Annotated in this window: 17 protein-coding genes; 13 read left to right on the top strand and 4 right to left on the bottom strand. The window is 57.6% G+C overall.

Annotated elements, in window-relative coordinates; genetic code table 11:
• The first annotated feature begins 206 nt into the window (after positions 1-206).
• From OQH67_RS05785 to OQH67_RS05800, 4 genes are all read left to right on the top strand, one after another.
• Positions 207-2030: an ABC transporter ATP-binding protein/permease gene (locus OQH67_RS05785; protein WP_215435618.1), complete on the top strand. Its 1824-nt coding sequence runs from the start codon at positions 207-209 to the stop codon at positions 2028-2030.
• 53 nt (positions 2031-2083) lie between these two features.
• Positions 2084-2515, top strand: coding sequence for a hypothetical protein (locus OQH67_RS05790; protein ID WP_215435617.1), 432 nt, complete (start codon positions 2084-2086; stop codon positions 2513-2515).
• A gap of 18 nt (positions 2516-2533) precedes the next feature.
• The gene (locus tag OQH67_RS05795) at positions 2534-4438 is read left to right on the top strand and encodes a tetratricopeptide repeat protein (RefSeq protein ID WP_215435616.1); all 1905 of its coding nucleotides are present in this window, start codon (positions 2534-2536) and stop codon (positions 4436-4438) included.
• A gap of 83 nt (positions 4439-4521) precedes the next feature.
• Positions 4522-5256 carry a L,D-transpeptidase family protein gene (locus OQH67_RS05800; protein WP_215435615.1) on the top strand — a complete coding sequence of 245 codons (735 nt, stop codon included), beginning with the start codon at positions 4522-4524 and terminating at the stop codon, positions 5254-5256.
• Between the two features lie 131 nt (positions 5257-5387).
• On the opposite strand, the gene OQH67_RS05805 is transcribed toward OQH67_RS05800, so the two are convergent.
• Positions 5388-6038, bottom strand: a complete 651-nt coding sequence (locus tag OQH67_RS05805) for an RNA-binding protein (RefSeq protein ID WP_067572290.1) — start codon at positions 6036-6038, stop codon at positions 5388-5390.
• A 398-nt stretch (positions 6039-6436) separates the two neighbouring features.
• Between OQH67_RS05805 and OQH67_RS05810 the strand changes: the two genes are divergently transcribed.
• The 3 genes from OQH67_RS05810 to OQH67_RS05820 all read left to right on the top strand — a co-directional run bounded on the left by OQH67_RS05810 (position 6437) and on the right by OQH67_RS05820 (position 11526).
• Positions 6437-7813 (top strand): sugar transferase, encoded by a 1377-nt coding sequence (locus tag OQH67_RS05810; RefSeq protein WP_265145694.1) that lies wholly within the window; start codon positions 6437-6439, stop codon positions 7811-7813.
• A gap of 221 nt (positions 7814-8034) precedes the next feature.
• Positions 8035-9213: a galactokinase gene (gene galK / locus OQH67_RS05815; RefSeq protein ID WP_215719876.1), complete on the top strand. Its 1179-nt coding sequence runs from the start codon at positions 8035-8037 to the stop codon at positions 9211-9213.
• A gap of 255 nt (positions 9214-9468) precedes the next feature.
• Positions 9469-11526, top strand: coding sequence for a sodium:solute symporter family transporter (locus OQH67_RS05820; RefSeq protein ID WP_343195908.1), 2058 nt, complete (start codon positions 9469-9471; stop codon positions 11524-11526).
• Positions 11527-11742: 216 nt separating this feature from the next.
• On the opposite strand, the gene OQH67_RS05825 is transcribed toward OQH67_RS05820, so the two are convergent.
• The 3 genes from OQH67_RS05825 to fmt all read right to left on the bottom strand — a co-directional run bounded on the left by OQH67_RS05825 (position 11743) and on the right by fmt (position 15670).
• Positions 11743-12039, bottom strand: coding sequence for a hypothetical protein (locus tag OQH67_RS05825; RefSeq protein WP_215435612.1), 297 nt, complete (start codon positions 12037-12039; stop codon positions 11743-11745).
• A 679-nt stretch (positions 12040-12718) separates the two neighbouring features.
• Positions 12719-14725, bottom strand: coding sequence for an ATP-dependent helicase (locus OQH67_RS05830; RefSeq protein ID WP_265145695.1), 2007 nt, complete (start codon positions 14723-14725; stop codon positions 12719-12721).
• Positions 14726-15670, bottom strand: coding sequence for a methionyl-tRNA formyltransferase (gene fmt / locus OQH67_RS05835; RefSeq protein ID WP_215435610.1), 945 nt, complete (start codon positions 15668-15670; stop codon positions 14726-14728).
• A 212-nt stretch (positions 15671-15882) separates the two neighbouring features.
• On the opposite strand from fmt, the gene OQH67_RS05840 reads away from it, so the two are divergent.
• From OQH67_RS05840 to dtd, 6 genes are all read left to right on the top strand, one after another.
• The gene (locus tag OQH67_RS05840; protein WP_215435609.1) at positions 15883-16983 is read left to right on the top strand and encodes an MGDG synthase family glycosyltransferase; all 1101 of its coding nucleotides are present in this window, start codon (positions 15883-15885) and stop codon (positions 16981-16983) included.
• A 5-nt stretch (positions 16984-16988) separates the two neighbouring features.
• Positions 16989-17717: a type III pantothenate kinase gene (locus OQH67_RS05845; protein ID WP_215435608.1), complete on the top strand. Its 729-nt coding sequence runs from the start codon at positions 16989-16991 to the stop codon at positions 17715-17717.
• A gap of 135 nt (positions 17718-17852) precedes the next feature.
• On the top strand, positions 17853-18095 hold the full coding sequence (locus OQH67_RS05850; RefSeq protein WP_012420022.1) for an acyl carrier protein: 243 nt from the start codon (positions 17853-17855) through the stop codon (positions 18093-18095).
• 99 nt (positions 18096-18194) lie between these two features.
• A complete protein-coding gene (locus OQH67_RS05855) occupies positions 18195-18737 on the top strand; it encodes a hypothetical protein (protein WP_067572309.1) in 543 nt (180 codons plus the stop codon).
• Complete coding sequence (locus OQH67_RS05860; RefSeq protein ID WP_215435607.1) at positions 18694-19470, top strand: LysM peptidoglycan-binding domain-containing protein; 777 nt, start codon at positions 18694-18696, stop codon at positions 19468-19470. Before OQH67_RS05855 ends, OQH67_RS05860 begins: the two co-directional genes overlap by 44 nt.
• Positions 19467-19919, top strand: coding sequence for a D-aminoacyl-tRNA deacylase (gene dtd, locus OQH67_RS05865; protein WP_215435606.1), 453 nt, complete (start codon positions 19467-19469; stop codon positions 19917-19919). The genes OQH67_RS05860 and dtd overlap by 4 nt, the downstream gene beginning before the upstream one ends.
• Positions 19920-20132: the final 213 nt, after the last annotated feature.

Consider the following 20132-nt stretch of genomic DNA (forward strand, 5'->3'; position numbering starts at 1 on the left):
TAGCTCTGAAGGACAGGGAGGGAGTGCAGGGAGGATGCTTTCCGGCGCAGAGGCCGCAAATCCACAACATGAGGGTAGTCAGGTGTTTCGCCATCCGGGGCGGAACCTTTTCAAAATAACAAGTTTGCGTATGGATTTAGGATGAGGAGGAATAGGCCCGATTTTCCTTGATGATGTAGAGACTGATGGGATAAGGTAGATGTATTATGTTGCAGGCGGACGGCATTACGTACGAGATAGAGACCCAGGACGGTCCTTTGAAATTGCTGGACAATGTGAGCTTTAATGTGCCCAAGGGGCATTTCATGGCGGTCGTGGGGCCGTCCGGCTGCGGAAAGACCACGTTGTTGAAGGCCATTGCGGGCATGATTGCGGAGACGGACGGCCGTTTTTTCTGGAATGGGCATGATTTGGCGGAAGAGGATTTTGAACCGACGGAAATCGGGTTCGTCCCCCAGTTCAGCATTGCCTATGACCAGTTGAGCGTGGATGAAAATGTGGAGAGCGCCGCCAAGCTCCGCTGCAAGTTCGAGTCCCTTGACGATCTGGACGACAGCATTGACAACGCCCTGGAGGTAACGGGCATGGAGGGGATTGCAGACAGAGACGTCAAGATTCTTTCCGGGGGACAGAAGCGGCGCCTGGCGCTGGCCATGGAACTGGTGTCCAATCCCCGGCTCCTGATTTGCGACGAGGTGACCTCCGGCCTGGACCCGCGGTCCGAGCACGATATCGTGAACCTTCTGCATGAGGTTTCCCGTTCCGACGGGCGCATCGTCATTTCCGTTACGCACAGCCTGGCTCATCTGGACAGGTATGATTCCATCCTGGTCATGCATCAGGGATGCGTTGCCTACCACGGTTCCCCCAAGACGATCCTGCATTACTTCGGCGTTTCCGCGCTGGAGGAGATTTACCCCAAGCTTCAGGACCGGAACGGGGTTTCCTGGTGCCGTTCCTGGGCCAAGCACCGGGAGTCCTATTACGCCCGGCTGGAAAAGGAACGGGAGCAGAAGATGCTTTCCGGAGAGTTGCCGGATCCGAATGCCGGTCCCACAGACGAACAGAAGGAAGGGACCTCGACTCCTGCCGGAGAGGCGGATGGGGAAGGGATTTCTTCTGAACGCGCTTCCTCTGGAAAGGAAACTGCCGCCGCATCTGAGACCGGGGAGGAAGCCATTCCGGAAGTGCCCGGGTTCTTCACCCAGTTTTTCTGCCTGCTGGGGCGCCGGTGGCGCATTTTCTTCCGCGACCGCTCCCAGCTTGTCCTTCAACTGGTGATGGTGCTGTTGTTTCCCATACTGGTAGCCATGTTCACGGACAAGGGAACCGGGCAAATCGTGGGGCTTTCCGCCACGCAGGACGTGCAGACGCTGCAGAAGGATATTGAGGCGCAGCAGTTGAACATGAAGACCGGTTCCGCCGTTTCCGGCATCATCATGTTTGAGGTGATCCTGCTGGGGCTGATGGGGTCCAACAACGCCGCAAGAGAGGTAGCCGGGGAACGGGCCATCATGGAGAAGGAGAAATACGCTGGCATGCGGCCATCTTCCTATCTGGCGAGCAAGCTGGCGTATTTGAGCGTGCTGGTGCTGGTGCAGTCCGTGTGGATGTTCGCCTTTGTGGATTTCTTCTGGGACCGGGGCGGCAGCCTGACGCATTTGTTTTTCCTGATACTGGCCAATGCCGCCATGACGTTTGTCTGCCTGGGCATTTCCTCCCTGGCCAAGAGCGCGGACCAGGCCTCCCTGCTGAGCATTTACCTGGTAGGCTTCCAGCTTCCCCTGTCAGGGGCGGTATTGGCTCTCCCGGAGCAGGTGGAAAGCTTCATCCGGCCGTTTATTTCCGCGTACTGGTCCTGGTCCGGAAGCATTTCCGCACTGAAGCCGGACGTGTACAACGCGGTCAAGAATGTGCTGGATACGGGACTGACTCCGGCCCTGATCTGCTATATCGTTCTCGGCGCGCATGTTGCATGCGGCATCGCCGCCTCCTACATCGGCATCCGCCGTTCCAGTTGGGAACTGTAATTTAATGCGTGCAATCGCTGCGTGTTCGTTATACATTTTCTCGACAAGAGATTATGGCGAGACGACGTGCAGCGAAAAAGAAGAGTTCATCATCATCTGCTCCGATGCTGGTCATCGGGGCGGTGGTTCTTGTGCTGGCGCTTGTCATCGGCTATGCCGTGACGCGCTCCAGCAACAAGGCCCAGGCGGGATCCGACATCCCGCTGGATATTCTGGCGATGAACGCCTCCCAGCTTTCCAACAACAATTACGTGCTGGACGGCACCGTGATTGACCGTTTTCCCCGCGGCGAATCGGAATTGATTTCCTTTTTGTACAAGGATGCGTCCGGACGGGAATACATTATTCCCATCTGCGTTTCCGCAGAAGCCAGAAATGGACTGAACATCAACAGAGACCAGCAATACAGAATAGAATTCCGGGTGGAGGATATCAACCCGAACGTGCGCGGCGTGTGTATGGCTACCTCCATCCTGCCTAAATAACCCGAGCTTTTTCGATCCATGAAATACTGCTTTCTTCTGACCTTGGCCTGTACGTTTCCTGCAATGGGGCAGATGATGTACAATCCTCCGGCAACGGGAGGAACCCCCGCTCCTGCGTCTCCACAGCCGGCCAATCCATCCGGCTCCATTCAGCCCAACGCCTACCAGCCGGGCAGCCAGGGGGATGCCAAATCCCTGTACGGCAACGAACTGCCGTTTCTGAATCCTCAGGACGGCACGGTAACCATCAACGGGCAGACCCTGAACATGGGCAGCTTCCGGGAAATTGAGGCCCGCTTCAATAAGTACCTGAGCCAGCCGGAGGAGAATACGGAGGATGCCCGTGAGTACCAGAAGATTTTCAACAAGATTCACGATGTGCTTTCCATGCGCAAGGAAAGGCTGGCGGCGGACAATGTTCTGCGGCAGGTGGTGGACCTGCTGACCGCCGCTTCCAGCAATCCGCTGGACGGCGGTGTTTCCGACGCTCTGTGCCAGGCCATCTATACCGCATGGCAGGCCAAGACCAACGGGAAGAACAAGGGAAAGATGATGGACGCGATGGAACGCGAAATCCGTACCAATACCCAGAAAATGAGCTTGATGGAAAGCGGTGTGACGACGTCCTCCGGTTCTGCCTCCAACCAGAAGGGGGGCAAGAAGGGGAATTCCGATTCCAATCCGGCGCGGGACAATCCGCGCTACAAGTATTTGGAAAAGCGCGTGGTGGAGATGCAGGCCCGCAAGCTGAAACTGGAAACCGAGCAGGTGCTTACCGTAACGGAAGCCAAAATCGTGTTCCAGTCCACACTCGTTCAGTTGTTTGCCCAGCGCCGTTTTGACCATGTGTCCATCGGTTGCGGCGTGTACAGCCGCCTGTTCAATGACGGCGATACGAAACTGCGCCTGGAGAAGGGGTCCGATGCCGCCAAGATGTTCGGAGGTACGCTGGGCGTACCCCCTACCGTGTCTGTCCTGGACAATCTTTCCCGGGAATTGGCGCGGGATTCGGACCGCCACATGAAGGCCGTGAACAATCTGGTGGATTCTCACCATTACGTGGATGCCCTGGAGCGGTTGAATGAAGCTCTCCTGATCGGCGAATTCATGGCACCCGTCAGTACGTTCCCGTATGAGAAGAAGCAGAAGCTGTATGCGTTCAAGCGGGATGTGGAGAAACTTTTTGAGCTGATGAACGGCAAGGATTACGAGGAAGCCCTCACACTGGTGGAGGACCTCAAGAAGACTTCCCGGGATTTCAGCACGGGCCGGGCGGAATCCGCCATCAGCGCCGCTGTGTTCGCCAGCGACGCCTATATCGCCCAGGGACAGGAAGCCCTTGCCAAGGGGGACCGCGCCAAGCTGGAGGAATGCCTGAAGAAGGCCATTGAGATCTGGCCCAAGAATCCGCGCCTGCTCCCCCTGCGCAATGCCATGATGGCCGCAGGCCAGCAGTCCCATGCCCTGGAGGATTTCAAGCGTTTCCACAAGAACAAGAACTACCGGCGTATTTTCGACAATCAGCACGAGTTTGCCGTGCTGGTGAAGGATGACCCGGAACTGCAGGCCCAGTTTGTGGATGACCTGGCTAAAATGGCGGTCATTGAGCGGGCCCTGGGCGCGGCGCGCCAGCGCGAGGCCATGCAGGACGTTTACGGCGCCTGGGAGGAATTGCAGCAGCTGCGCCTGCGCGACCAGGAATTGTTCGTCAATGACCAGGAGCTGAATTCCCAGTATCTGGACCTGACGACCAAGGCAAGCAGGCTGGTCAAGCTGCTGGACGATGCGGAAAATGCGCGGAATGCCAAAGAAGTCGGTTCCGCCCTCGGCAAGTACATGGAAGCCAAGAAGCTCTATCTGCATTCCCGATTTGCCAAGGAGGGGATAGAATCCCTGCTGGACGAGGTGCTTCCGTTGAAGTAGGCCGCTTGTGCACGTCTGCCGGATGCCGGGGAAGGACGGAGTATTTGCTTCCCTTCCGGGGCTTCCCCGGTATGCTACGGCGCATGAAGGGTATCTATGTATGCGTGTGCATGCTGGCGGCGTTTTGCGCTGCGGCCATGGCCCTGCCTGAAGACTGCCGCCAGGTAATTGTGGGGACGTCCGACGGCTGGAACAGTTCGCATGTGAAATTGAGCCTTCTGGAGAAAGGTCCCCAGGGGTGGATGATGGTGAAGGGGCCGTTTCCGGCCCGCTTGGGGAAGTCCGGACTGGTATGGGGCAGGGGTGTCAGCAGCCCTCCCGCGGAGGGTCCCGTGAAGAAGGAGGGGGATTTGCGTTCTCCCGCCGGAATTTTTGAATTGGGCGGGGTGTACGGCACCGTGCCCGTTCCCAAAAAGAAGCGTTCCATGCCGTACCGCCGCATCACGCCCCGGGATATGTGGGTCGATGACCCGTCCTCCCCCCTTTACAATCAGCATTTCGTATTGAAGCATGATCCCGTGACGCCCTGGGAGTTCAAGCAGCAGATGAAGCTGAACGATTACGCCCACAGCCTGAAGCTGTTCATCAGGCATAACGCCGCCGGAGATCAGGGGCACCCCGTAGCAGGGGGAGGGTCTTCCATTTTCTTCCATATCTGGAGGAGGGACGGTCAGGCTCCCACGGCCGGATGCACCGCCATGAGCGAGGAGAATTTACGTGCCATGATCGCATGGCTGGACCCTTCCAAGCATCCCCTGTATGTCCTGCTCCCTTCCAGGGAGTACCTGCGGCTGCGCAAGGCATGGGGTCTGCCGTGAAGCTGGTTCCGTTCGTGCGGCGGGTTCTCTCCGCAGCTTTACAGTTTCTGGAAGCGGCGTGAGCGGCAGGAAAGCAAAGAGCCGGCCCCCCCCTCTGAGGAGAGCCGGCTCTTGGTTTGTAAAAACTTGTCTTATGCCTGAGGCTGGGTTTCCGGCTGAATCAGAGGGGTGGAAGTTTCCTTCATTTCTTCCACAGAGTTCTGTTCCTCCTGCGGAGCGCGGGGCTCGCGGGCCGGCCTGGACTGTTCCTGGCGTTCGTTGGCGCCGCTGACCAGCAGGTTTCTGCCCATGAAAGGCTGGTTGTGAAGAATGTCCACGGAACGGACGGCGTCTTCCAGTCTCTTCATTTCCACGAAGGCGTAACCCTTGGATTTGTGGGTGCGGGGATTGTAGATGATTTCCACGGAGGTTACTTCGCCAATGCCCTTGAACACGTCTTCAAGGTCGCTTTCCGTAGCTTCGTAGGAAAGGTTGCCCACGTACAGCCTGCGGTTGGAGACGGGCTGCTTGGGAGTAGCGACGCGCTCCTGCTTGGGGCGGGCCACCCTGGTGTTCGTTTTGGCGGGGTTTTTGTCTTTGACGGCAGGCTTGCCCTTGGCCGGGCGGATGCCGAAAATGCCCAGGAAGCGCTGCCATAAGGAGAGCTTGGCAGGAGCTTCTTTTTTATATTTGGGACGGTATCCGCCGGATTCCCGGCGGTCATTGCCATAGGAATGGCCGCCCTTGTGATAGCGGCGACGGGGGCCTTGGCCCTGTCTTCCCTGTGTGTGGTGTTGAGACATACTTATATGCTAAGTTGATGATTATGTTGGTGTCATGCCGGATTTTCATGCTCCATGCAATAGGTTCCGTCCGGCGAATCGCCGGGGTGTTCCGTTTCCGTAAGGAAAACCAGAAGTGCGGATGCCCCGTGCCCCGATCAACGGTCCGTGCATGGTCTGATAAGGGGAGATCCGGCTGTGTGCGGTGTCAGTCCGGCGGATTGACGCGTATACCAATGCACACGGAGACCGTTTCTTGCAAGCCGGTATCCCGTCATTTTGGGCTTTCCAGCTCTCAGGAAGCGGAAACCCGTTGGCGAAGCCCGGACTGGTGACGGGAAGCCAGGCCGGAATCGGATGGAACTTGACAAAAACTTTGGCATCATTAACTATGTGGTTCACTAGCTCCTTCACTCTCGATGCTTATTCAAAACGCAGACCGTACAACCTACGGAATCAATAAAATGGCGGTCACCATTCTGGCGTTTGTCGTTTTTATGGTTGTCGGGTTTATTTCCTGGAGTTCGTTGGGCGTGCAGCCTGAACCCTGGCGGCTCCGTACGCTGGTGCTTGCTCCCCTGACCATGTCCCTACTGCTGTATTTCTGCTGTGACCAGTTTGGCGTGTATTACCGCTGCATGACGTTGAGCGGCACCGTTTGGCGGCTGGCGCTGGCCTACGCGTGCTTTGTGGTGCTGAGTTCCATCATCTGGAAGTATCTCGTCCCCTTTTCCGGAGACCCTGTCGTCCAGATATTGGCATATCTGCTGACTTTTCTGGGAGTTCTGTGGCTGTGCATTTTCCGGTTCCGGTCGGAAAAGAAGCTGGAGGAAGAGGCCCCCATGCTTCTGGTAGGCGCTCCGGAACATGTGGATACATTCCTGAAGCAGATGAAACGGGACCGCGTGGATATTCAGGGAGCCCTGACGGTGATTTCTCCCAAATCCGTGGATTCCGTCACAACGCGGGATATACTGATCAGGAATTGCATCAGCAAAGTCGTGTTTTTGCCGGAAGGGGTGGATGCTTCCGTGGCGGAGTGCCTGACGGATCTTTGCGGCAAGATGGGAGTGGACTTTTATGCTTCCATGATGGTGAGGATGCCAACCGTACACAAAACTTACTTTGGAGTGATGGGCGAAGTCAGGATGCTGGTGTACAAGTCCACCCCCATTCCCTACACCACGTCCTGGCAGATCAAGAAAGCCCTGGACTGGTTCGGTTCTCTTGCCCTGCTGGTGATTACTTCGCCCTTGTGGCTGGTTGCGGCCGCAGGCATCAAACTGTCCGCTCCCGGTTCCGTTTTCTACCGCCAGAAGCGCTCCGGACTGCATGGAAGGGAATTCGGCATGTGGAAATTCCGCACCATGTATCAGGATGCGGAGAAAAGGCTGGATGAAGTGAAGGCCAGCCATGGCAATGAGATGGACGGTCCCCTTTTCAAGCTGGAGAATGACCCCCGCGTCTTTCCTTTCGGTCGCATTCTGCGCAAATTCAGCATTGATGAGTTGCCTCAGCTCATCAATGTGCTGAAAGGGGAGATGAGCCTGGTAGGCCCCCGGCCGCTGCCCGTTTATGAAACGGAGGCTTTTACCAGTGATGCGCACCGCCGCAGGCTGAGCGTGCTGCCCGGTGTCACCGGATACTGGCAGATAGCGGGGCGCAGCAACATCAAGGAATTTGAGAAACTGGTGGAGCTGGATATGTATTATATCGACCACTGGTCCCTGTGGCTGGACGTTAAACTGCTGCTGAAAACAGTTCCCGCCGTGTTGTTTGCCCGCGGGGCCAAATAAGGATTTCCCCCGGCGGCCGGGAGGGTGCGGGGATGCCCTGTTTACAAGCCCGGCATGCGTTTGTAAGTGTATTTTTCCGCGGTCTGTCCCATGCCCGTCATGGCATCGGCCGATCTTTTTCGAGAAAACCTCAAAAGTTTGGTGAAAAATGAAGTGATTTGAGGCCGGGCGGAGACTTTAACCTTGAGGTGCGGGAGGCGTTGGGGCAGAATCAGCCCACTATGGATTTAGTTCAGCGAGAAATCTCTAAAGAAACGGTGACTCCGTATTTCATCGAGTATTTCGGTCAGGCTCCAACTCATGTGGCAGCGGCACCGGGACGTGTGAACCTCATTGGCGAGCACACGGATTATAATAATGGTTTTGTGATGCCCATGGCTCTGGACAATCATTGTGTCGTCGCAGTAGCTCCTTCCCCTGTCAGCAAACATCGCTTCTGCGGTTCTCTGGGAGACCAGATACATGAAATTGCCGTGGAGGATGCCCTGGTTCCCGGCGAGCCGTTCTGGTCCAATTACGTGCGCGGCGTGCTGGCCAATCTGCATCGGCGCGGCATAGAAATCGGCCCGGTGGACATGCTGATTGACAGCAACGTGCCTCGCGGCGGCGGCCTTTCTTCCAGCGCCGCCCTGGAAGTCGCCGTCTGCACCGCACTGGCCGCCTTTGCCGGTGTCAGGATTGATCCCAAGGAGGTAGCCTTGATCGGGCAGGCCGTGGAACACGAGTTCGTGAATGTGCCCTGCGGCATCATGGACCAGTTCATTTCCGCCAACGGCAAGAAGGGCATGGCCCTTAAGCTGGATTGCGCCACTCTGGAATATGAGCTGGTGCCGATGAATAACGATTCCGTTTCCGTGCTGGTTCTGGACAGTGCCGTGAAGCATTCCCTGGCGGACGGAGCCTACGGCCAGCGCCGCAAGCAGTGCGAGGAAGCCTCCGCCATCATGGGGGTGCCTTCCCTGCGCGAAGCTTCCCTGGAATTGCTGGAATCCTTCAAGGAACAGCTTGGCGACGTACGTTACCGCCGTGCCCGCCACGTCATCGGTGAAAACGCCCGGGTGGCCGTTTTTGCGGATGCCCTCGCCCGCGGCGACTGGGATGAAGCCGGCGTAGCCATGCGCGGCAGCCATGCCTCCCTGCGCGATGATTATGAAGTTTCCTGTGCGGAGGTGGATACTCTGGTTTCCCTTTGTGACCGCATTCCTTCCGCTTCTTCCGTTTACGGCGCCCGCATGACGGGCGGCGGCTTCGGCGGTTGCATCGTCGCCCTGGTCAAGACGGAAGACGTGGACAAGGTAGCGCAGGAACTGCTCCAGGCCTATTGCCAGGAAACAGGGATTGAAACCACCTACCTCGTGACGAGCGCCGGTGAAGGCGCCCGTGTATTGTACCAAGCTTAATCCACACTGATTATGAGAAAACTAGCAACCATACTCGGGGCTGTGGCCCTGATGACGTGGGGCGCCGCCGCCCAGGAGGGGGCCGTTCCTGCAACAGCTCCGGACGCCCAGCCCACGCTGTCCGCTCCGGCTTTGACGCCTGCTGCGGAAATGCAGCCAGCCGCTGAAATCCAGCCAGCCTCTCCCGTGGCTGTGGAAAACGCCGCCCAAAAGGCTGAGGAACCCAAGGAACCGGTGACGGCGGCACCTCTTTCCATGCCGGAAGTCATTCTGTTCTGCGTGGTGGTCGTGGGCGTCATTGCCCTGGGTATCTGGAAGAGCCGTGATCCGCAGGAGACGGAGGAAGAGAAGAAGACGAAGGGTGCTTCCGACTATTTCCTGGCCGGCCGCGGCCTGACCTGGTGGCTCGTCGGCTTTTCTCTGATTGCCGCCAACATTTCCACGGAACAGTTCGTGGGCATGTCCGGCAAGGCCGCCAACTGGGTGGGCATGGCGATTGCCGGGTATGAATGGCTGGCCGCCATTACGCTGGTGATCGTGGCTTTCTGCTTCCTTCCCAAATTGCTGAAAGGCGGTGTGTACACCATTCCGGAATTCCTGGAACAGCGCTATGATACTGCGGCGCGTTCCCTGATGGCTATTGCCACGCTGCTTATTCTGGTGGGCGTGCCGACCGCCGGCGTCATTTATGCCGGGGCCAAGGTGATTTCCGTATTCTTTACCGGGTACACCGCTATGGGCATCGACTTCGGCAACATTACCGTCGGCTGCATCATCATTGCGTTCTGCAGTACCGTGTATGTGTTCGTGGGCGGTTTGAAGGCCTGCGCCTGGACGGACCTGTTCTGGGGTGCCGCCCTGATTGTAGGCGGCGGCGTGGTGGCCTATTTTGCCCTGATGGCCCTGAGCGGGGCCGACCCGAACCACCTGGTGCAGTCCGCAGCCGCCAATTCCGGCGCTACGGTGGCTTCTCTGGGAGACCCCTCCAACAGCCTCTGGCACGGGGTGACGCGTTTCTTTGAGCTCAACTCCGGGGATGCCACGAGCGGTGTGAATACCGTGGGCGGCAAGCTGCACATGATTCGTCCGGCGGACGATGCCGAAATCCCGTGGACGGCCCTTTGCCTGGGCCTGTGGATTCCCAACTTTTTCTACTGGGGCCTCAACCAGTACATCATGCAGCGTACGCTTGCTTCCAAGTCCCTGGCGGAAGGACAGATGGGCATCGTGTTCGCCGCTTTCCTCAAGCTGATCATCCCGTTCGTGGTGGTGGTACCCGGCATTCTGGCCTACAATCTGTACCGCAATGATCTGAAGGAACAGGCGGAAGTCAAGTATGAGAAGCAAATCGATAAGACGAAGGATGCCGCCGTCGTCAAGGGGCGTCCCGTCATTTACAGGATCACGGACAGCTTCCTGGTAGAAAACGTGGAAGCCGGGTGCGCCCACGCCCTGCACAACGCTACGGTCATGAAGGCCGGTGAAGACGTGATGACCGAGTTGAAACAGGCCTGTGACGAACTCAAGGCGGACGCCGCCAATGAACAAACCACGCTGGCGGAACGCGCTCCCTTTGTGGCAAAAATCGCCACTCTCAATGACGAGATCATCAAGCCTGCTGCAAGCGATACGGACAATTATTATTTGACGGATACGCTGGTAGGTTTTGACTATGATTCCGCTTTCGGCACGTTGATTAGGAAACTGCTGCCCGGTACGGGGTGGACCTGGTTCGTACTCGCCGCCCTTTTCGGGGCAGTGGTGTCTTCCTTGGCGTCCATGCTGAACTCCGCATCCACCATCTTTACGATGGATATTTACAACAAGCTGCGCCGGAATGCGAAACCTACGGAGCTTGTCACCGTCGGCAAGATAGGCCTGCTGGTGTGCGCCCTGATTGCATTGTGCATTGCCCCGTTCCTGGACAGCCCGGCCTTCGGCGGCATCTTCAACTTCATTCAGGAATTCCAGGGCTTCCTGAGTCCGGGCGCCCTGTGCGTGTTCCTCTTCGGCTTCTTTGTGCCCAAGTGTCCGCGTATCTTTGGCTGGCTGGGTATCGTCATCAATGCCGCCCTATACGGCTTCCTGAAGATCTGGCAGCCGGAAATGGCGTTCCTGAACCGCATGGCCATCTGCTTCATCACTGTGGTGATCATCGGCTTCATCTTTACGGCCGTGAATACCGCCCGCGGGGGCCAGGCCATCGTCCTGCCCGACAGGGGAGTGGTAGCCTTGCAATCTTCTTCCCGTGCCAAGGTTTTTGGCTGGTTCGTGGTTGCCGCAACGGTTGCCCTGTACATCATCTTCTGGTGATGTAAGGCGACAGGAATTTCTTTCATCCTCCCGGCGGTTGCGCCGGGGGGATTTTTTTGTGCCCGGAATGCTTCCGTCATTGGAATAAACGGAAGTGAAAATCACATGATGGTGGAACTGAGGACAAAGGTTCTGTTTTTTCAATCTGTTGAAAGATAGATGGGGATGGCTTCTCGTAAGATTGTCCCCCGTACTTTTTGCCAGTCTCCCTAATTTTCATGAGAGATTGGAGTCAAAGATTTCATTGCCTGCCGATGAGAGAGCAATAGTAAATAACAGCCCCTGTTCCTTGATAATATGAAAATGCGTTTCTATGTAATGCCATGCCTTGCGCTTCTGTGCTGTTCCCTTGGCCGGTCCAAAACAGCGATGACCTCGTCCGGAGAAAATGGGAATGTCTATTCCGGCCATTGGAACATGGCAAACGGCACAGCCGGAGCAACCTTTATTTCCGGCCATATGTCCCGCGCGCTGAAACAACGGACAATTCTCTTTTCGCGATCCAGGGGACATGGACGGACGGGAATTCCGGATGGACCGAACTTTCCGGCATATCCCTGTTTTTTGCCGGAATGGAAACCGATACCGGAAGTTTGAACCTGTAGAAGCAAGCTCATGGCTATTCTCTTGATTCCGGGAAAACGATCCGGGGAAGGAAGGAAAAACCGGAGTGGAATGTGAGCGGCCCGGTTGATGCCGGGGATGTTTTTCCTGGAGGTTTGCCGAAAAACGGTTCCCATACCATTTCCCCTGCCTTCACCGGGAGCGGTATGTCCCCTCTCTCTCCATGGCATTCAGATCATCCCGTGAATGTGGAGAGAACAGAATTCCATATTCAAGGCACCTGTCTGCCGGATAGGGACGGACAGGTTGTGGACTTGCCGCATATCGGCAGCGGCGGCCCGGAGATTCTATTGTCCGGAGCCCCCTTCGTGACGACCTGACAGCGGGAAACGGATTCTGCGTGCCAGTCCTTTATCAATACGGATTTTTCCAACGGATTGCTTGGACTGGATGCCAAGGGCGGCATCCCCTCCATGGCGGTAACCGACGGTGTTTCCGTCTTGACCCTTCTTGAGCCCGCAACGGCTGGTCCGTGCCTGTTGGGAGCGCTCTTCCTGCTGATGCGCCGCGCGTTCGTTAATTAAGGCAAACCTTTGTATTCATGAAGGGATCCCGGCTGTGCCGGATGCTATTCATCTTCCAGAAGCATGCTGCGGAGGGAGTCGAAGAAGTTCTCCGATTCTTCTTCCGTAGCTTCCGCATTCATCAGGTCTTCCCATTTGGAATATTCCATCAGGTGGGGGGGAATTTCGCTCAGGAAAGAGGAACGCTGGCAGGGCATGCGGTCTCCGTAGCGCAGGCGCGTGGCGCAGTAGGTCAGCATGAGCCTTTCCTGCGCACGCGTGATGCCCACATAAAGCAGGCGCCGTTCCTCGTCGCAGTTGCCGTCTTCCAGCGAGCGTTTGTGCGGCAGGATTCCTTCCTCCAGTCCTACGAGGTAAACGACGGGGAATTCCAGTCCTTTGGCGGCGTGCATGGTAATCAGGCAGACGCCCGGCTTGTTTTCCACATCGTCGTCATTGTCCTCCTTGTCCAGGGTAACCTGGGCCAGGTAGTCCCTCAGGCTTTTTTCCGGCTGCCAGAAATTGCGGAGGGAGGCCTTCACGTCTCCGATGGAAACGAGGCGCTTCTGTGTTTCCACCTCCGTCTTGCACAGCCGGGTAACGTAGTCGCTGAATCCCGTTTCCTCAATGAGCTGTTCCATGGCATCTCCGAAGTTGGTTTCCCTGTCCTGGAAAATGTCGATGTATTTGGTGATCAGCTCATTGAATTCCTGAATGCTGTTGCGGGCGCGGGTGGTCAGGGTTTCCAGGAATTCCTCGTCCTGCAGGGCGGCCCAGACGCTGTTGCCGTGTTCCCGGCTCCAGTCGATGGCAAGCTGGGCCGTCAGGTCGCTGATGCCGCGGGGCGGGGTGTTGAGAATGCGCAGCAGGTATTCGTCCGCCTGCGGGTTTTCAATCGTCGCCAGATAGGAGATAAGGTCCTTCACCTCCTTGCGGTCGAAAAAACTCTGCGCTCCCACCATGCGGTAGGGTATTTTGTGTTCCCGCAGGGTTTGTTCAATGACGCGGCTCTGGGTATTGGCCCGGAACAGGATGGCGAAATCCTCCCAGGGGCGTTCTTCCTGCCTGCGGACGTTTTCAATGTCCGTGATGATGAATTCCGCCTCTTCCGCATCGCCGGGCATGGAGATGAGACGTACGGGGTCTCCGCCGCCCTTGTGGGCGCGCAGCGTCTTGTCCCTGCGGCCCAGGTTGTGCCGTATCAGGGCGTTGGCCGTGTCCAGGATGGGGGCGGTGCAGCGGTAGTTTTCCTCCAGCTTGATGACGGAGGGATTTGGAAAAAAGCGTTCGAATTCCAGGATGTTGCTGATCTGGGCGCCGCGCCATCCATAAATGGATTGGTCGTCGTCCCCCACTACGCAGACGTTGTGATCCGGGCCAACCAGGTGGCCGAGGAGGCTCATTTGCAGGCTGTTGGTGTCCTGGAACTCGTCCACGGTGATGTACCGGAAGCGCTGCTGCCAGGCCGCCCGGACATCCGGGTGTTCCTTCAGCAGTTTGTCCGCCAGAATCAGCAGGTCGTCAAAGTCCACGGAATTCTGGGCCTGAAGCTCCCGCTGGTAGGAGGCGGCGATGTTGGCCGTCAGGTTGTCTTCAATGGAGTCAATGCCGAGGCCGTTGTTTTTCATCCGGCTCATGGCGGACAGTACATCCTTGGGCCCGATTTTTTCCTTAATGCCTCCGTGACGGACGATGAGGCGGCGGATCAGGCCGCTCTGCTCGGACCCGCTGTAAATGGTGAAGTTGGTCTTGTAGCCCAGACGGCCTATGTCCTCCCTCAGGATGCGCACGCACAGGGAGTGGAAAGTACTGACCATGATCTGGCGCGCCGCCTTCCGGTCCACCATCTGGCCTACGCGTTCCCTCATTTCCAGAGCGGCCTTGTTCGTGAACGTAACGGCCAGGATGCTTTTCGGGCTGATGCCTCTGTCCACCATGTGGGCAATGCGGCAGGTGACGGTGCGCGTTTTTCCCGTTCCCGCTCCGGCCAGGATCAGGACAGGCCCCTGAAGGGTCTGAACGGCCCGGCGCTGGGCCGCGTTCAGGCTTTCCATGGAAAATGACTTGGCCATTTACACGTCGAAATGGATGTCTTTCAAATTCGGGTGCCCCGCGATGAGCTGTGCAATGTTCATGCGCGTGCTGCCTTCCAGTTGAACGTCCGTCACCAGCAGGCCTCCTTCACCGCAGGCGATCAGCAATCCCTGCTCCCCGGCGGAAAGCACCTGGCCCGGTTTGCCGGAAACCTCCGGCACGATGGTGAAGCCGGGGAAGATTTTCATGTTGCGGATGCGCCCCTTGCGGTTCCAATAGTTGGTAAAGGTGCCCGGCCAGGGATCGTAGGCCCGGATCATCCGTCCGATTTCCTCGGCGGGAACGGTCCAGTCTATTTTGCCGTCCGCCCGCAGAAGCTTGGGCGCGTATGTGGCCAGAATTTCCTGCTGCCGTACGCGTGCGGCCGTTCCCTTTTCAATGGAATGGATAACGGGAAGAAGAATGTCCGGGGTCATTTGCGCCAGTTTGTCGTGCAGGCTGCCGCCGGTCTCCGTGCCGTCCAGGGGCATGCTGATCTGGGCGATAATGTCTCCGGCATCCAGTTTTTTGACGATGTGCATGATCGTTACACCCGTATGGGAATCCCCCGATTTGATGGCGGACTGGATGCAGGCGGCTCCGCGGTGGCGCGGGAGCAGAGAGGCGTGGGCGTTGATGCAGCCCATGGGGGCCATGTCGATTACTTCCTGGCTTAAAATCTGCCCGTACGCCATGACCACGATCAGGTCCGGATTCAGCCTCCTGAGGCCCGCCAGGGATTCCGGCGCCTTCAGGGAGGCCGGCTGGAACACGGTGATGCCCGCTTCCCGGGCAATGTTCTTGATGGGAGGGGCCGTGAGAATCTGGTGCCTGCCCACCGGACGGTCGGGCTGCGTGACCAGCCCTACCAGATCCGTGTGCCGGATCAGGCTGCGGAAGGCGGGAATGGCAATGTCGCCCGTGCCCATGAAGACGATGCGCATGGCAGGGAGATTGCCTTGCCGGCCTGCGCAGGTCAATGTTAAATCGGGAGACAGGAAGGGAATATCGCTGCGGGGAACCGGTTTTTTACGTTATGCCGCGGCGGTGCGCCGTCGTCCGCCTCCCGGCGGCCCGGTTCGTGGGGAAAGAAGTTCTTTCCGATTGGAAGGAATATGGTATATGTTTACCCATGGAGCATGGAAGGCTGCCGCGCATGTTGATCATCACCGCAGGGTATGGAGAGGGGCACAATTCCGCCGCCCGCGGCGTGGAAGAGGCGATGAGGGGCAGGGCGGAAACGCGCCTCGTTGACTTGTGCGCGGAGGCCATGCCCGCTACGTTCCGGATGACCCGCGCGGGATATCTCTGGATCATTTCCCGCATGCCCGGCCTCTGGAAGCTGATGTACGACGTGAGCGACCGGCGCAACATGGCGGAAAAGCCCGTCAAGGGCCTGGGCCCGGTGGAAGGGCTGCTGGAACGGCTGCTGCTGGAATGGAAGCCGGACGCCGTTGTCTGCACATACATGGTGTATCCCTACATGCTGGATTCCATCGCCGCGCGTACGGGACGCGCCGTGCCGTATATCACCGTGGTGACGGACTCCTTTGTTATCAACAAGTCGTGGTTGTGTGCGGATTCTCCTCTTTTTGCCGTTACGGATTCATGGACGCGGGACGTCATGGCGGGAAAGGGAATTGATCCGGAAAGAATTCGCGTGACCGGTTTTCCCGTAAATCCCTGTTTGGAGGCGGTCCGGAAGCATCCCATTTGCTGGAAGCCGGGGGAACCGTTCCGCGTTCTTTATTTTGCCCAGCGTTCTTTCCGGCATGCCCGTGAAGAGCTGGAGGCCATGCTGGAGGCCGACCCCGCCGTGTATGTGACCTGCATCCTGGGCCGCAAATTCAGGAGGATTTATCCCCATATCCGCGATTTGCGCGCGAAATACGGTAAAAGGCTGACCGTGCGCGGCTGGACGCGCTGCGTACCCTCGTACCTGACTGTAAACCATGTGGTGGTCGGCAAGGCCGGAGGCGCTACGGTGCATGAGGTGCTGGCCGCCGCGAGGCCCATGCTGGTGAATTTTCTTCTGCCCGGACAGGAAGAGGGAAACGCCCGCCTGCTGGAGACCCTGGGCGGCGGCGGCCATGTGCAGGATGCCGCCGCATTGGCGGAAGCCCTGAAGAACATGATGGCGGACGGAGGAGCGCCATGGAGGCTCCTGCATGAAAACCTGCTGAAGGCGGATATGACCGGAGGAAGCGGAAAGATAGCGGATTTGGCCTTGAATCTGGCGGCGGAACGTACTAACTGATTCCCGTGACCTATCTGCTGATCGACAACTCCAATACGCGCACCAAATTCGTGCTCTCCACCCCGGAGGCCCTGCTGAAGGAGCGGCGCATGATTCCCACCCGGGAAGTGAGCGAGGAACGGCTGGACGACGCCCTCAAGGGACTTCACTATGATGCCGCCGTCGTGTGTTCCGTGGTGCCCCGCGTGGCGGATGTTCTGCGGAACTGGCTCACCAGGCCGAGCCATTTTCTTTCCTGCGATTCCCGGCTGGGCGTGGGCATAGACTATCCTTCCCCGCGCCAGATCGGTGCGGACAGGCTGGCGAATGCCGCCGGGGCTGTGGCCTATTACGGTTATCCGTGCATTGTGGTTGACTTCGGAACGGCCGTGACGTTTGACGTGATCGGCCCGGAGCGTACTTATTTGGGCGGAGCGATTGCCCCCGGGCTGGCCAGCATGGGGGATTACCTGGCGCGCAATACGGCCCTGCTGCCCGCCATCGAACCCCATGAGCCGAAACATGCCATCGGAACAAGCACGGTGGAAGCCATGCATTCCGGCGCCGTGTACGGCTACCGCGGCATGGTGAAGGAAATTCTGGCGAAGCTGGAAGAGGAAATGGGGAAGCGTCCCACGGTGGTGGCTACCGGCGGAGATGCGGCCCTGATTGCCCGGGGAGTGCCGCGCATCGACCATGTGGACCCGGATATTACGCTGAACGGCCTGCGGATGGTTGCCGGGCTTAATCTTTGAAAAGTGGTGCAAGAGCCTGCTTCAGAAGGGATTTTCCTCCGGGTGGCATGATAGATGACACGTAAAAACTCATAAATAGGTATTGCAAAACGTGCATGCCGCATGTAGTATCCATGAACCTTAACAATAAATATCATGTCTGATAACAGCATCGAAGAAAAAGTAAGAAGTATCATCGTTGACCAACTTGGCGTTGAATCCGATAAAGTGACTGCTGATGCGAAATTCATCGAGGATCTCGGTGCTGATTCGCTGGATACCGTTGAACTTGTGATGGCTTTCGAAGAAAACTTTGACATCGAAGTGCCTGACGAAGAAGCGGAAAAACTTCAGTCCGTGGCAGACGTCGTTGCCTACATCGAAAAAGTTCAGGGCTAAGTTGAACTGCTGAAATCCTTTATACAAAAAGCGGCTTCCCTGTAATTCTGCAAGGGAGCCGCTTTTTCATGGGATAAGCCCGGTTCCCGCCTTTCTGCCATGAGTGAATTGCCCCCCTATTCCCGTGACGACATTCGCTACGCGGCGGAAATGACCCGCGTGGTGTATGAACCGGACCGCCGCATAGACACGTTCGGCGATACCCGGTTCAATTTCCTCCTGATCTCCGAAGTGATGGACGAGATTGACGTGGTGCGCGTGCGCAGCGGCTGGGTGGAGGCGGAAAAGCCCAAGATCATACGCCCCTCCATTTACAATGAAGTCAGTACGGAGGGTTTTTCCGGGGAGGCCAAACGCTTTTTTGACTGGCTGTCCAAAAATGGTCCCGGTTTCCTGACCCTGCTGGAATATGGATTCCGGTTCAAGAGGTCGGAGGTGCGGGAGGAAATCCTGCATGAACCGCTTGAATCCGTTCGCGGCCGGTTGCTGGACCAGGTGCGCAACGGAGAGGACACGTTCATGGCCCTTGTGGAAGGGGTGGATGACGCATGGGAGGTCTCCCTCTTGAAATTCACCGTGGAAATGATACAAAAATCCCATGAGATCAACATTTTCGACTTCAAGCGCAAGGGCCTGCTGTAGCCTTCTGGTAGCGGTATTCTGCGCCCAGGCCACTTTGGCCGACGGGGAGAATTACTCCCTCTGGCCGCGCCGTCCGGCAGCCCTTGAAGAAGCGCGCAGGCTGATGGATCGCGGCAGTCTGGCGCAAGCCCTGGAACTGCTCCAGCCCCTGGTGAACCAGGGCGGCGTGGTGGGTCGGGAGGCCAAGGATCTCATCGGGGCGCTGCGCATCCGCCAGGTTCTGGACCCCAATGGGCCGGACGTGAAGGAATACACCGTCAAAAGGGGAGATACCTGGATACGCATGGTCAAAAAGCTGGGATGTTCCCCGGCCATGCTGGTGCATTTGAACGGCCTGATGGATGTTCCTTCCCTTCAGCCCGGGGATGTATTCAAATACCGTCCCCTTAACTTTCATGTGGTGGTCAACGTGCCTGAAAAGGAAGTCTGCCTGTACGACGGGGAAAACTTTGTGAAGGCCTATTCCATGGTGGCCATGAAGGACACGGGGCGAAAGAATTTTGAGACGACCGTCAAGGATGAACAGGCTTCCTTTTCCATTTACGACAAGCACTATCCCGCAGCGGACAAGACCCTTCTGCTGGCCGCCGGAGGATATGTCATCGAAGCCGGAAACGGAGCTCCCCGTTCCCCCGGATTTTATCTGAACCGGCAGGACTGCAATGAACTGGCCATGCTGACGAGGCCGGGCACCAAGGTAACTATCATCAGGGAGAAGGGAACGGAACAATGAGGCTGGTCGTCCAGCGGGTGACGGAAGCCGCCGTCCATATCGGGGGAGTCTGTGCGGGCCGCACGGGCCGCGGGCTGATGATTTTGATAGGCATTGAGGAGGCGGATACGGAAGAGGACGCGCTTTGGCTGGCCAAAAAGGCGGCTGACATGCGCATTTTTTCCGATGAAGAGGGAAAGATGAACCTCTCTGTGAAGGACATCGGGGGAGGAGCCCTGGTCGTCAGCCAGTTCACGCTGCACGCTTCCACCAAAAAGGGGAACAGACCCTCCTTCATCCGCGCCGCGAGACCCAATCATGCCGTTCCCCTCTATGAACGGTTCAAGGAGGAACTGGCCGCACTGCTGGAAGGCCGGGTGGAGAGCGGGGAATTCGGTGCGGACATGCAGATTTCCCTGGTCAATGACGGCCCCGTGACAATCTTCATGGATTCCCGGAACAGGGAGTAAGTTTTTCCTCCCTGGCGAGCGCATTGTTCAGAGAGGAGTCTCGCGTTTCATTTGGGACGGATAGCCGTTAAGACTGGGAGAGCTTGATTCCCGTTCCGCAGACAAGCGGGAAAAGACGTGGTGGATATCCCGGCTGACTCTGCATGGCTCCGTCCGTGCGGAGGACGGGGAAAGAATTTCCTGCCTTTCCGGTGAAGGCGGCATGATTGAATA

This window comes from Akkermansia biwaensis (assembly GCF_026072915.1).
GTDB lineage: Bacteria > Verrucomicrobiota > Verrucomicrobiia > Verrucomicrobiales > Akkermansiaceae > Akkermansia > Akkermansia biwaensis.